At 59.9% G+C, this 13,587-nt stretch carries 11 protein-coding genes; 8 read left to right on the plus strand and 3 right to left on the minus strand.

Going from position 1 to position 13,587, the window contains the following annotated elements:
- Window positions 1-87: 87 nt before the first annotated feature.
- Together EI290_RS11015 and aroQ are read right to left on the minus strand one after the other, a co-directional pair.
- Entirely contained in the window at window positions 88-1,155 is a 1,068-nt protein-coding gene (locus tag EI290_RS11015) for an aminotransferase class V-fold PLP-dependent enzyme (RefSeq protein ID WP_125429771.1), read from the minus strand.
- 188 nt (window positions 1,156-1,343) lie between these two features.
- Window positions 1,344-1,787: a type II 3-dehydroquinate dehydratase gene (gene aroQ, locus EI290_RS11020; RefSeq protein ID WP_125429794.1), complete on the minus strand. Its 444-nt coding sequence runs from the start codon at window positions 1,785-1,787 to the stop codon at window positions 1,344-1,346.
- A 129-nt stretch (window positions 1,788-1,916) separates the two neighbouring features.
- On the opposite strand from aroQ, the gene xerD reads away from it, so the two are divergent.
- The gene (gene xerD / locus EI290_RS11025; RefSeq protein ID WP_125429796.1) at window positions 1,917-2,819 is read left to right on the plus strand and encodes a site-specific tyrosine recombinase XerD; all 903 of its coding nucleotides are present in this window, start codon (window positions 1,917-1,919) and stop codon (window positions 2,817-2,819) included.
- 15 nt (window positions 2,820-2,834) lie between these two features.
- Here xerD and EI290_RS11030 read toward each other — a convergent pair whose 3' ends face one another.
- Window positions 2,835-3,263: a hypothetical protein gene (locus EI290_RS11030; RefSeq protein ID WP_125429799.1), complete on the minus strand. Its 429-nt coding sequence runs from the start codon at window positions 3,261-3,263 to the stop codon at window positions 2,835-2,837.
- 115 nt (window positions 3,264-3,378) lie between these two features.
- Between EI290_RS11030 and EI290_RS11035 the strand changes: the two genes are divergently transcribed.
- From EI290_RS11035 to trhO, 7 genes are all read left to right on the plus strand, one after another.
- The gene (locus EI290_RS11035) at window positions 3,379-5,112 is read left to right on the plus strand and encodes a DUF6044 family protein (protein ID WP_125429802.1); all 1,734 of its coding nucleotides are present in this window, start codon (window positions 3,379-3,381) and stop codon (window positions 5,110-5,112) included.
- A gap of 147 nt (window positions 5,113-5,259) precedes the next feature.
- A complete protein-coding gene (locus tag EI290_RS11040; RefSeq protein WP_125429804.1) occupies window positions 5,260-8,220 on the plus strand; it encodes an FtsK/SpoIIIE family DNA translocase in 2,961 nt (986 codons plus the stop codon).
- 117 nt (window positions 8,221-8,337) lie between these two features.
- Window positions 8,338-8,982: a LolA family protein gene (locus EI290_RS11045; RefSeq protein WP_125429807.1), complete on the plus strand. Its 645-nt coding sequence runs from the start codon at window positions 8,338-8,340 to the stop codon at window positions 8,980-8,982.
- 154 nt (window positions 8,983-9,136) lie between these two features.
- On the plus strand, window positions 9,137-10,414 hold the full coding sequence (locus tag EI290_RS11050) for a DUF2851 family protein (protein ID WP_185816953.1): 1,278 nt from the start codon (window positions 9,137-9,139) through the stop codon (window positions 10,412-10,414).
- Between the two features lie 65 nt (window positions 10,415-10,479).
- Window positions 10,480-11,754 carry a hypothetical protein gene (locus tag EI290_RS11055; protein ID WP_125429813.1) on the plus strand — a complete coding sequence of 425 codons (1,275 nt, stop codon included), beginning with the start codon at window positions 10,480-10,482 and terminating at the stop codon, window positions 11,752-11,754.
- Window positions 11,755-11,860: 106 nt separating this feature from the next.
- Window positions 11,861-12,499 carry a NeuD/PglB/VioB family sugar acetyltransferase gene (locus EI290_RS11060; RefSeq protein WP_125429816.1) on the plus strand — a complete coding sequence of 213 codons (639 nt, stop codon included), beginning with the start codon at window positions 11,861-11,863 and terminating at the stop codon, window positions 12,497-12,499.
- 99 nt (window positions 12,500-12,598) lie between these two features.
- The gene (trhO, locus tag EI290_RS11065; RefSeq protein WP_125429819.1) at window positions 12,599-13,561 is read left to right on the plus strand and encodes an oxygen-dependent tRNA uridine(34) hydroxylase TrhO; all 963 of its coding nucleotides are present in this window, start codon (window positions 12,599-12,601) and stop codon (window positions 13,559-13,561) included.
- Window positions 13,562-13,587 lie beyond the last annotated feature (26 nt).

The following is a 13,587-nucleotide window of genomic DNA, read 5'->3' on the forward strand; positions in this document are numbered from 1 at the left end:
TGTGGAAGGTGAAGCTGTGGATCCTTTGCCCCGCATAGTTTGCGTAGCTCAACCAATTCACAACTTCACCTTTCACAATTTCACCCTTTAAGAAAATTCCCGGGCGAAAAACTGCACCAGCTGCTCGAAGGCAGCGTCGGGAATGGCGGGAAAGTTGGCAATGCGCAGGCTGGTGGGCTTCCAGGAGCCGTAGCCGCTGCCCAGCTGCAGCTCCTGGGCCAGGGCCCGGCGCTTCACCTCCTCGATAAGCGCCGGCGGGCCCTGCAAGCCGATAACGGTGGTAGAGCGGGTTTCGGGGTTGGAAACCAAAGGGGTGAGCTGGGTTGCCTGGTCGAAGTAGTCGTAAAGCTTCTGGGCGCGGTCGGTCAGGTGCTGATGTACCTGTTTAATGGCGGGCCGGTCCTGGAGGCTACGGCTCAGCAGGTAGATACCCAGTACGTTAGGGGTGTGGGTAGTCTGGAAGTTGAGCATCTTCTCGTACTGGGCCGTGAGCGAGTTGTAGTGGCTCCGCTCATTGAGGCGCCGCAGCCGCTCTATCGCCCTCGGCGACAACAGCATAATGGAAAGGCCCGCGGGCAATCCGAAGCATTTCTGCACCGAGGCATACCAAATATCGGCCTTAATAAACTTCAGCTGAATGCCGGCCATGGAGGAGGTGGCATCAACAGCCAGCAGGGCATTGCTGGGCAGACGGTTATACAGGTTCAGAATGGCCCCGTCGCGGAGCTGGGTGGCGTTGCTGGTTTCATTCTGGGTAACGCATACCAGGTCCGTTTCCAGGTCGAGGCCGGGCAGGTTCTGCACATCGGGTACTTCATCGAGGCCAAACTGCATGCCAATGCTGGCCGGGCGCAGGGCTTTGGCATACTCATACCACTTCTCTCCGAAAGCTCCGCTGTACAGGTGGAAGCTCTTGGTGGGTGTGAGGCTCTGGGTGAGTACTTCCCAGCACTCCGTGGCCGAGCTCATAAAGAACACGCTGTAATCCTGAGGTACGTTGAGCTTGTTTTTTAGCTCCTGCACCGTCTGGCGCATCAGCTGCACAAACCGCTCGCCCCGGTGAGGGGCCGAGAGCCAGCCCTCATCAAAGGCATCCTGCAGGTAGCGGCGCACCTGCGGGTACACCTGGGATGGGCCGGGATTGAATGTATACATAGGTGTGAAAAGGCTAAAGGAAGACAAAAGTAGTGATGAGGAAAGAGGGAATGAGGTAATTGGTGACCGGTAATCCAACAGCCTCATACGTGCAGCTGTTGGATTACCCCTGCAATATCAGCACGCGAGATTCCGCGCAGGCTCGGAATGACGTACTTACCTGTCACCAGTTAGCTCATCACCCAAAATCACTTAAACCCTACCCGCTTGGGCCGCTGCCCGTCGAAGTAGTGCAGGGCCAGCTTGTAGCTCTCCAGCTTAAAGCCACTGATGCTGCCGATGCAGTTGCGCCCGATAAGGCTGCGCTGGCGAAACTCCTCCCGGGCGTGCAGATTGCTCAGGTGTACTTCCACTACGGGGGTACCAATGGCGGCCACGGCATCGGCCAGGGCCACGCTGGTGTGGGTGTAGCCGCCGGCATTCAGCACAATGCCGTGGTAGCTGAAGCCTACCTCGTGCAGCTTGTCAATCAGCTCGCCCTCGTGGTTGCTCTGAAAGTGCTCCAGTTCGAACTGCGGGAAGGCTTCGCGCAGTTCGGGCAAATAGTCTTCGAAGGAGCGGGTACCGTAGATGCCCGGCTCACGCCGGCCCAGCAGGTTCAGGTTAGGCCCGTTCAGCAGAAGGATTTTCATATGTAGCGGAAGCTTTAGCGTGCGTTGTCGTTGGGTTATCCGGGGGCGGTTGGTAGCTTGCACTGTCGTTGGTTGCAGAAGGGTTGCAGGCAGCGGCCAACGGCAACGCAAGCTAAAGCTTACGCTACAATGTCCACCTGGTCTATCACCATTAAGCAGTTTGCCGGGTATCTGCAGCTGGAAAAATCGTTGTCGTCGAACTCCGTGGAGGCGTACGTGCGCGACGTAGAGAAGCTGCGGCAGTACCTGGAACTGGAAAAGCTGCCGGCCTCGCCCCAGCAGGTAACCACCCGCATTTTGCGCGACTTTCTGGCCTGGCTGGGGGGGCTGGGCATGGAGGCTACTTCCCAGGCCCGTACCCTCTCGGGCATCAAAGCCTTCTACCGCTACCTGATTATGGAAGACCTGCTGGCTCTGGACCCCACAGACACGCTGGACGCGCCCAAAACCGGCCGCAAACTCCCCGACACGCTGAGCTACCCGGAAATAGAGCAGATTCTGACCGGTATAGACCTGAGTACGCCCGAGGGTACCCGCAACCGGGCCATGCTGGAAGTACTCTACAGCTCCGGGCTGCGGGTAAGCGAACTGACGGGCCTGCGCCTCTCCAACCTGTACGCCGACCAGGGCTTTGTGCGCGTAACGGGCAAGGGCAATAAGGAGCGGCTGGTACCCATTGGGCGCGACGCGCTGAAGCACCTGGGCTTGTACCTGCAGGGCATCCGGGCCCACCTTACCATTAAGCCCGGCCACGAGGATACCGTGTTTTTGAATAACCGGGGCAGCGGCATTTCGCGGGTATCGGTGTTCACTATTATCAAAACGGCCGCTTCAGCGGCCGGCATCCGCAAGAGCATCAGCCCACATACCTTCCGCCATAGCTTTGCCACCCACCTTATTGAGGGCGGGGCCGACCTGCGGGCCGTGCAGGAAATGCTGGGCCACGAGAGCATCACGACCACCGAAATCTATACTCACCTCGACCGGGACTACCTGCGGCAGGTTATCACGGAGTTTCATCCGCGCAGCTGAACCCAAAAACGGGAGCTACGGCTCCTGCTCCTGTGCCTGACAATGGCTGAGCCAGTCCGTGGCTTCCCCGGCCTCGTCGAAAATCTGAATTTCAAATTCCTTAAACAGCAGATGCACAGGAGTAGCCGTGAAGGAGGTGGCAAAGTTGTTGGCTCGGGCCACGTGGGCTACGTAACGCAGGCCAGCCTGGGCGGCGGCCGGGCCCCACTCGTGGGAAAGCCAGTACACGGAGTCGAACCACGGGCCTTCGAGGCGGCTGTTGTCGTTGAATAAATAAGCGCAATGGTATTCCCGTAGCATTTCCAGACTGGCTACGGCCCCGCGCATGGCCAGATCGGGGCCTACGTAGCCCTGCCAGACCACGCGCAGCCACTGCGTTGAAGCATCGTAGTTCAACTGGCAATACACAGATTCGTCCGGGTTCGTGAGCAGGCGTTGGTTCATAGGAATAGTGAAATATAGTAAACTTGTTGATTGAACGCAGAAACTCGGCGGAGGATGCCGACGAGGTACAGAACTGCTATGTTTGTAAGCCCGTCGTTTCTGCTTTTTTTCTAGTATGCCCGCTTCCGAGGCAGTTCGTTTGTTGCGCCCTTTACTGGCCCGGCCGCTGGTATGGGCAGTGCTGGCCCTGGTGCTGCTGAGTGTTGTGTACGTAGCTCCCGCCGGCCGCACGTACATCCTCCTGGATGACAACCTGGATACCGAACTGGCCGTGCCCTATGTGCTGGTGCAGGAAGGCAAGACGCTGGACTACCGCCCGCACACCGTTGTACCGCACTTGCTAAATGGCCTGCCCCGCAACGCGCTGCGGCCGGGGCTGCAGCCATTGGTTGGCCTGATGGCTTTGCTGCCGCCCCTGCCGGCGTACCTGGGGCACGAGCTGCTGGTGCGCCTGGCGGGGCTGCTGGGCATGTACGTGCTGCTGCGTCGTGTAGGACTTCGGGGGCCTGGCCAGGCTGGTATCTGCGCCGCGGTGGCTTTGGGCTGGGCGGTGCTGCCTACCTACACTGCCTACGGGGTATCGGTGCTGGGGCAGCCCTGGGTGGTGTGGGCGTTGCTACAGCTGCGCGCTGGCCGGCAGGTGGCGGCTGGTTACGCCGTATTAATTGGGTTTGCTGTGTGGTCGAGCTTGGTGCTGGCGGGCTTTTTTGTGCTGGTAGCCGCTGGCCTGGCGTTGCTGATTGATGCCTGGCAGACTCAACGGGTGGCGTGGCGGGCCGGGCTGGGGCTACTGGTACTGGCCCTGAGCTATGTGGTGGTGGAGTACCCGTTAATGCAATCAGTGCTCCTCAACCGGCAATTTGTGCCCCACCGGCTCGAGTTCAACTACGCCCGGCTGGCGCCGCCTGGAGTAGGGGCGGGGCTGGTTTCGGCGGTGCGGTACTTTCTGGTAGGGCAATACCATGCCAGTGCCTTCGTGCATGTGGCCCCTCTGCTGGCGGCCGGCGCCGCTGTGGTATGGGGGCCGGAGGGAGCAGTACGGCGGCAGCTGCGTCGTTGGCTGATCAGCGCACTACTGGTGCTGGCCGCGGTGGCGCTGTTCTGTGGCTTTTACCCGCTCCTGATTGGGGCGGTGCAGCGTTTGGTGCCGGTGCTCGGGGCCTTCAACCTCACCCGGATTCATTTCCTCACTCCCCTGGCTTGGTTTGGGGTGCTGGTGCTGGGCCTGCACTACTTGCCTGCGGGTAGGGCCAGGTGGGCGCTAGTGCTCCTGCAGCTGCTGGTTGGGCTGGGCATGAACCCGGAGTGGACGCTGAACCTCCGGCGGCAGCTTGGGAAACTTCCCGCTACCGAACCTACCTACGCTGCCTTCGTCGCCCCCGGGCTGCTGCGCCAGATACAGGCAGACATCCGGCGGCAAACCGGCCAGTCCCCGGCCCAATACCGGGTAGCCTGCCTGGGCCTGCCTCCGGCCGTGGCTTCGCTCAACAACTTTTACACCCTGGATGCCTACCTCAACAATTACCCCCTGGCTTACAAGCACAAGTTCCGGCCGCTGATAGCCGGGGAGCTGGCCAAAAGCCCTGAGCTGGGCACCTACTTCGATGCCTGGGGTAACCGGTGCTATCTGTTTTCGGCTGAGTTGGGCAAGAACTTCCGGGTGGGTGCGTTACCCGCCCGCACGGTGCAGCACTGGGCCTTCGATGCCGCCGCCTTTCGCCGGATGGGGGGGCGGTACGTACTGTCGGCGGCTAGGCTGGCCCGCCCGGAGCAAAGTGGCCTGCAGCTATTCGGGCAGTATGCCTCCCCCAGAGCCTACTGGCACCTCTGGGTGTATGCGGTGAAATAGGGAGATGATGAAATGGTGAGTTTGCTGTTTCGACGGCCCGGATTGCGCGAATTATCTCCTTTGTGCCATCAGAATAACAAACTCACCATTTCACCAACTCACCACTTCACCGTTTATGCCTAGATTTGGTCTTTGGCGAGTATTCTGATGGCTAAAAATACCTACAAGCAACAACCCGACGCGGCCACCAGCCGCTCCAACGAGCCCCGCGCTGCCGCCGAGCCCAAAACCGCACGCAACCAACCGCGTCCGGCCACTGAGCCGGCCCGGGAGGGGCGTCGGAACGAGCCCCGCAACGCGGTTCCCAAACCTGCCCGTAAGACCATAAAGCTGCCGGCCCTGAAACTGGGAGGCATCTTCGACTTCCTGCGTGACCGGCGTTTTCAGCTGTTTCTGGGCTTTTTCTTCCTCATTGGGTCCATCTACCTGACCATTGCCTTTATTTCTTTCCTGTTCACGGGCCATGCCGACCAGAGCGTGACAGAAAGCGTGAGCACCACGCCCGTACGGGATGCGGGGCAGGAAACCAGCAACTGGCTGGGCCTGATTGGGGCCCTCATGGCCCAGTTTCTGATTCAGAACGGGTTTGGGGTGGCCGCTTTTGCAGCCATACCCATTGTGTTTTTCCTGGGGTATAAAATCGTATTCCGGCGGGCAGGCGTATCCTTCACCTACGTGCTGGCCCTATGCCTGTTTACCATGGTGTGGCTGAGCGTGCTGCTGGGCTACGTGGTACTCAGCATTCAGAGCCCCGAGGCCGACCCGGCACTGGCGCACAGCCTGGATTTTCTCTGCGGCCGCATTGGCTACGAAACGGCTTTCTGGCTGGATAGCCTCATTGGCTGGGGCACAGTGCTGCTGCTGGCTTTTGTACTGATTTCCTTCGTGGTTTTCTTCTTCAATGTGACCAGCCTCAACCTCAACCTGCGCCGGAGTGCCGGCGACGACGACGAGGAGGAGGAAGGTGCGGTGTTCAACGCGCCTACTCAGGCTGCCAATTATGCTGCCGCCAGCCCTGACCCCTGGGCCGATGAAGAAGAGGACGAACTACCTGCCCTGGGCATTACGCTCAAGAAAGTAGGTCCTTTGGCCTCCCAGCCTGAGCCCGAAGAAGAGGAGCCTGCTCAGGAAGCTCCCCTGCGCACCGGGCCGGTTGCCGCTCCTGCGTTTACGGTTGCTGGTGCGGCAGGTGCCCCGGTAGCGGCAGTGGCTTCGGCCACGGTAGCCGCCGGTGGGCTGGCCGCATCGGCGCTGCCCCTGAGTGTTGCTTCTACGGCTGCCGCCGGGGCAGTAGCTCCGGCTGCCAGCGGCCCGAGCTTCTCCTTTGAGATGCCCACCGCCGGGCCGGAACCCACTGCTGCTCCTGCCGTGCCAACTGTGCCTACGCCGCTGTCCCTGGCCGATTTGGTGGATGATGACGCCCCCATGCCCTTGCCGGCTGCGCCCGTAGCACCGGTGTCGGCGGCGGTAGCCGGGTTGTCGTTTGAGGTTGAGGATGCCACTATGGCCTCGCCGGAGCTGGACCCCTCGGCCGGAGCCGATATGGCCGTAATTGCCGAGGAGGATGAGGACGAAGAGGCTATGCCCTCCGGTGAGTACGACCCTACCCTCGACCTGCCCCGCTACCAATACCCAACCCTGGAACTGCTCAACGACTACGGCGTAGCCAAGGCCCAGGTAACCAAGGAAGAGCTGGAAGCCAACAAGGACCGCATTGTGGAAACCCTGGGGCACTATGGTATCAACATTGCCAGCATCAAAGCTACCATCGGGCCCACCGTTACGCTGTATGAGATTGTACCCGACGCCGGGGTGCGCATCAGCAAAATCAAGAGCTTGGAAGATGATATTGCCCTAAGCCTGGCGGCCCTCGGCATCCGCATCATTGCGCCTATTCCGGGTAAGGGCACCATCGGTATTGAAGTACCCAATACCAAGAAGGAAATGGTGAGCATCCGCTCGGTGTTCAACACCGACAAGTTCATCGGCACCGAGATGGACCTGCCCATTGCCTTCGGGCGCACCATCACCAACGAGGTATTCGTGGTGGATCTGGCCAAAATGCCGCACTTGCTCATGGCCGGGGCCACCGGCCAGGGCAAGTCGGTGGGCCTGAACGTAATTCTGGCCTCCCTGCTCTACAAGCGCCACCCCAGCCAGTTGAAGTTTGTGCTCGTCGACCCCAAGAAGGTGGAATTGAGCATCTTCAACAAGATTGAGCGCCATTTCCTGGCCAAGCTGCCCGAGTCCGACGAGCCCATCATCACCGATACCAAGAAGGTGGTGAACACGCTCAACTCCCTGTGCATGGAAATGGACCGGCGCTACGACTTGCTGAAGGATGCCGGCTGCCGCAACCTGAAGGAGTACAACCGCAAATTTGTGGAGCGCCGGCTCAACCCCAAGAAGGGCCACCGCTACATGCCCTTTATTGTGCTGGTAATTGACGAGCTGGCCGACCTGATGATGACGGCCGGCAAGGAGGTGGAAACGCCCATTGCCCGCCTGGCCCAGTTGGCCCGCGCCATTGGCATTCACCTGATTGTGGCCACCCAGCGCCCCTCGGTAAACGTTATTACGGGTATCATCAAGGCCAACTTCCCCTGCCGGATTTCCTTTAAGGTGACCAGCAAAATCGACTCCCGCACCATTCTGGATGCCGGTGGGGCCGACCAGCTCATCGGCCAGGGCGACATGCTCATCTCCCAGGGTTCCGATATCATTCGGGTGCAGTGCGCCTTTATCGACACGCCCGAGGTGGACCGCCTCTGCGACTTTGTGGGCGAGCAGCAGGGCTACCCCAACGCCTACGAGCTGCCCGAAGTACCCGGGGAAAGTGGCAGCGGTAACGGCGACTCCGAGGACTTCGACATGAGTGACCGGGACTCCATGTTTGAGGAGGCCGCCCGCGTAATTGTGCTGCACCAGCAGGGAAGTACCTCGCTCATCCAGCGCAAGCTCAAGCTGGGCTACAACCGCGCCGGCCGCCTCATCGACCAACTGGAGCACGCCGGCATTGTGGGGCCGTTTGAAGGCAGCAAAGCCCGGGAAGTATTAATTCCGGATGAGTATAGTTTGGAACAGTTGTTGAATAACCTGCCTAAATGAGAAGTACGTAAGCAGAAGTGAGATCTGAGAATCAAATTTCTATGTGCTGATTAAACATAGTCTCGCTTCCTACGTCTTTGTACTAACTTCTCTTCTCCCAATCCACCAACCTTTGCAATGAAACACTATCTCGCCCTGCTCGCCTTATCCGTGTCGCTTACTTCCGTGGCTACGGCGCAGCAGGACCCCAAGGCCGGCAAGATTCTGGACCAGATGAGCGCCAAATACCAGGCCATGAAGGCTTTTAAAGCCACCTTCACCCAGACGCTGGAGAACGACGCGGCCAAAGTGAAGGAAAACCTGAGCGGCGACATTACCGTGAGCGGCCAGAAATTTCGGCTGAAAATGAGTGGTCAGGAGGTTATCAATAACGGCCAGACGATGTGGACCTACATGAAGTCGGAAAATGAGGTAAACATTTCTGACTACGAACCGGAAGAAGGGGAAGTGTCACCTTCCCAGATCTATACCCTCTACAAAAAAGGCTACAAGTATGCCTACGTGCAGGAAGCCAAGGAAGGCGGAGAAGTAGTGGACGTAATCGACCTCTCGCCCGAGGACCGCAACAACCCCGTGTACAAAGTGCGCCTGAAAGTGGGCCGCACCGATAAGGCCGTAAAAAGCTGGCAGATGTTCAAAAAGAACGGCAACCGGTATACCTACCGTATTAGCAAGTTTCAGCCCAACGTAGCGGTGGATGCCACTACCTTTAACTTCGACAAGACCAAGTACAAAGGCGTAAAGGTGATTGACCTGCGCTAAGCCAGTACGTTGGCTTATGAGCCGGCCCGCTTCTGCTGCCACAGCAGGGGCGGGCCGGTTTGGTTTCTAGCCGAACTAGTGGCTTATTGCCAAGCAGGCGGCTGAACAACAGTAAATTGGCTTAATGGCCCTGCCTGGAGCTACAGTATCCGCTATGAAGGAAGATTTTCTGCACTACGTCTGGCAGCAGCAGTATTTTGACAAGCACGATATCCGTACCGAGGATGGGCAGCCAATAACCGTGCTGCGGCCCGGCCACCGCAACCCCGACGCCGGCCCCGATTTCCTGAATGCCCGGCTGCGCCTGGGCGACGTGGAGTGGAACGGGGCCGTGGAAATTCACCTGCGAGCCACCGACTGGCACCGCCACCAGCACCAGCTGGACGCCAAGTACGACCAGGTAATTCTGCACGTGGTGTACGCCGCCGATGCGCCCGTGCAGCGCACCAACGGCTCGGCCATTCCTACGCTGGCCCTGGGAACCCGCCTGGCCCCGGGCCTACTAGCCGCCTACGACAAGTTAAGCACTCAGCCCGCCGAAGCCCTGTTGCCCTGCACCCCGCTGCTGGGTCAGGTTTCGGAGTTGACCCGCACCATGATGCTGGGCCGTACCCTGCTGGAGCGAGTGGAGCAGAAGGCCGAGCGAATTACGGCGCTGCACCACAGCCTGGCGCAGGACTGGGAGGCTACGGCCTGGCACGCGGTGGCCGGGGCGTTTGGATTCCGCAAGAATGCTGAACCACTGAGCCGCCTGGCCCGGGCGCTGCCCCTGAGCCTGATTCGTCGCCACCGCCACGATGCGCACCAGCTGGCCGCTCTGCTGTTTGGGCAGGCTGGTTTTCTGGAGGCTGCTCCCGCGGAAGAGTACGTGGAGCAGCTGCGCACGGAGTACCAGTTTTTGCAGCACAAGTACAACCTGCACGGTACGGCCCTGGCTTCCCACGAGTGGAATTTCCTGCGCCTGCGGCCGGCCAATTTTCCTACTGTGCGCCTGGCGCAGCTGCTGGCCCTGCTGCTGGCCCGCCCTTCCCTGTTCGATGCCTTGCTGACGGCCCGAAATGTGCCAGCCCTGGAGCAGTTTTTTATGGCGCCGCTTCCGCCGTACTGGCAAACGCACTCCCGGCCCGGAAGGCCCGGAAAAGTGGCCGGGCTGGGCCGCGGCAGTGTACACCTGCTGATTACCAACGTGGTGGTGCCGTTGCGGGTGGCTTACGCGCATTCTGTAGGCAACCCTGAGCTGGTAGAAACGGCCGTATCGTTGCTGGACCACCTGCCCCCCGAGCATAACCACCTTACGGAGCCGTATGAGGCCGCCGGCTTCCGCAACGAAACCGCCGCCGACTCCCAGGGCCTGCTGGCCCTGCAGCACGGGTATTGTGCGCCCCGGCGCTGCACAACCTGTAGCATTGGGGCCCGGCTGCTTCGCCAGTAAGCCCGGCCTTCTCCAACACTATACGCGCCCGCTCCGCTACCTTTGGGGCTGGTTAACCCAACTAGATGGTGCTGGTCCGACTGCTTCTTGCGCTTACCCTGAATACCGGGCTGCTGCTGCTGTTCTGGCGGTGGCTGCCCCGGGTGCGGACCTTGCCCGTGGTGGGGCGTTGGGTGCTGCCCACGCTGGCCCTTAAGCTACTGGCTACCGGCCTGTCAGTGTGGCTGATCAGCGAGGACGCCCGCTACTTTATGCTGTGGTCGGTGCGGATGACGGAGCAACTCACCCAGGCGCCGGGGCAGTGGCTGCCAATGCTGTTTCAGGATGAGTTTCGCTGGGGTACCTGGGAGCTGGTGTTTCATGGCCTGTCCAATACATTTTTCCTCATTAAGCTTCTGTCGGTACTGAACCTGGCCAGTGGGGGTAGTACGCTGCTCAATGGCTGTTACCTGTCTATGTTCAGCTTCGTGGGCAGCTGGGAGCTGGTACGGCAGTTGCAGCGGCACTGGCCAGCTGCCTCCCCGGGCGCCGCAGTGGTGGCATTTCTGATCTGGCCCACGGTGGTGTACTGGACCTCCGGACTTACCAAGGAAAGTTTGCTGGTGGGCAGCGGGGCGCTGGTACTGGCCCTGGTTGTGCATCTTGGCTATGGCCGCCCGCAGCGGCAAATCTGGCCCGTATTGGCGTTGCTGTGCATAGGCTGGCTGCATTTCAAGATGCGGTATTTCTTCGCTGTTATGCTGTTTGGCACGCTGGCCGGGTTAGGAGGCATCCGGGTACTGCAACGGCTGGGTGCAGCCCGCTCCCGGCTGGGGCAGGCCGTGGTGCTGGTGGGGCTGCTACTCAGCGGGGCCTGGGTAGCCAGTGAGGTGAGTCCGGTATTTCGGGCCAACAAGTTCACCTCCCAGCTCCAACGCAACTACTCCGACCTGCTTCGGTCCTCGCGCAAGCGCCCCCACCTGGAATACCCGGATTTGCGGCCCACTACCGAAAGCGTGGTGCAACACACCCCGGCAGCAGTGCTTAACTCGCTTTCCAGGCCCTGGCCCTGGGAAGGCGGCAACGGGCTGTATAGTATTGCCGGCCTCGAAAACCTGGCCTTGCTGGTAGTACTGGCGGTGGCGGTGCTGGCCGTTGGGCCGGGCCGGGCGGGGCAGCTGCCGTTCGGGCTGGTGCTGGCACTGCTGCTGTACTGCGGTATTCTGGCGGCTTTGCTGGGGCTTACTACCCCCAACCTGGGTACACTCAACCGCTACCGGGTTACTTTTTTGCCGTTTCTGGTGTTGTTAGCCCTGCAAAACGACTACGCTGCCCAACTGCTCCGCCGATTACGGCTGTAGTTGGCCGCCACCCCCGGAAAGAGAAGTCTAAAACTAACGGGCTAGCTGTATCTTTGCTGCTGTTCCCCAACACTCATCGGCCGCTCAGCGGCCGTTTTTTCTACCAATGGAAAACCCCGTAATCATCCTGGGTGCGCAGGCAGTAGGCACTGCTGCCCTCGATGCCTTTCAGAGCAATGAGGTAGTAGTGTACTGCCTGCTCGACGATAAAGCCGAGCTGCAGAACACCGAGCTCAATGACGTACCCGTAATGGGCAACACCGACGATAAAGAGCTGCTGAAGCTGCTGGGCAAGAAGTGCGAAGTATTTGTGGCCACTGAGGATACGGCCAGCCGCCGCAGCCTCACCAACATGCTGCGCGAGGAGTACACGGTGGCCCCCGTGAATGCCATCCATCAGCGCGCCAGCGTGTCGCCCCACGCCTGGCTGGGCCATGGCAACCTCATCGGGGCCAACGCCGTGGTGGCCGCCACCGCCAAGCTCGGCGACGGTTGCATCCTGGGGGCCAACTCGGTGGTTGATGTGAAGGCCGAAGTGGGCGACTATGCCCAGCTGGGGGCCGGAGCCATTCTCAACGCCGAAGTGCAGGTAGGAGAGCAGGCCTTTATCGGGGCCGGAGCCGTGGTGGTAGCCGGCGTAAAAATTGGGAATAAGGCCCGCGTTGGAGCTGGCTCGGTGGTGGTGGCCGATGTGCCTGCCGGTCAGACGGTATTTGGCAACCCCGCGCAGACAATTAAAAACTAAAAATTATGAATTAAGAATTGAGGTTCGGGTTATGCGCAGTTTAGGCCTGATTCCCAGTTGTTAATTTCTAATTTTTAATTCTCAATTTTTAATTGAAAAATGGACTACCTCGTTCTACTGTATTACTGTTACACGCCCATTGGTAATCCTGAGCAGTTTCGGGAGGAGCACCACCGGCTGTGCCTGCACCTGAATTTGCTGGGGCGCATTATCGTGGCCGCCGAGGGGCTGAATGGCACCGTATCGGGCCGCCGAACCGACTGCGAGGAATACATGCGCCTGATGAAAGCCGACCCGGCTTTTGCCGCTCTGGAGTTTAAGGTAGAGGAGGCGCCGGCTCACACCTTCCAAAAGCTGCACGTGCGCGTGAAGCCGGAAATCGTGCATGTGGGCCTGCCCCATATCAAGCCCTACGAGCGGACGGGTATTCACCTCTCGCCCCAGGAATTCCGCGAGCTGAAAGACCAGGACGATGTGGTGGTGCTGGATGTGCGCTCCGACTACGAGCATAGCCTGGGCCGCTTCAAAAACGCCGTGACCCTGGACATTGAGAATTTCCGCGAGTTTCCGGAGAAGGTGCAGGAGCTGGAGCAGTACCGGGGCAAGAAAATCCTGACCTACTGCACCGGCGGCATCAAGTGCGAAAAGGCCTCAGCTTACCTGTTGGAGCAAGGCTTTGAAGACGTATACCAGTTGCACGGCGGCATTATTAAGTACGGCCTGGAAGTTGGGGGTGAGGACTTTGACGGGAAATGCTACGTGTTCGATGGGCGTGTGGCAGTGGATGTGAATAGCGTCAACCCTACCATCATCAGCCAGTGCCACCACTGCCATACCCCTTCCGACCGGATGGTGAACTGCGCCAATCCCCACTGCAACGCCCACGTACCGCTCTGCGAGGCCTGTGGCGCGCAGCTGGATGGAGCCTGTTCCACCACCTGCCAGCAGCACCCCGCCAAGCGCCCCTACGACGGCACCGGCACCTACCCCAAGCTCAGTAACCACTACAACCCCGAACAGGGCTTACTCTCGTACCGCGCCCCGGTATCAATTAAAAAGTAAAAATTGAGAATTAGAAATGCTTGATA

It is taken from the genome of Hymenobacter metallilatus, assembly GCF_003944705.1.
Taxonomy (GTDB): Bacteria; Bacteroidota; Bacteroidia; order Cytophagales; family Hymenobacteraceae; genus Hymenobacter; species Hymenobacter metallilatus.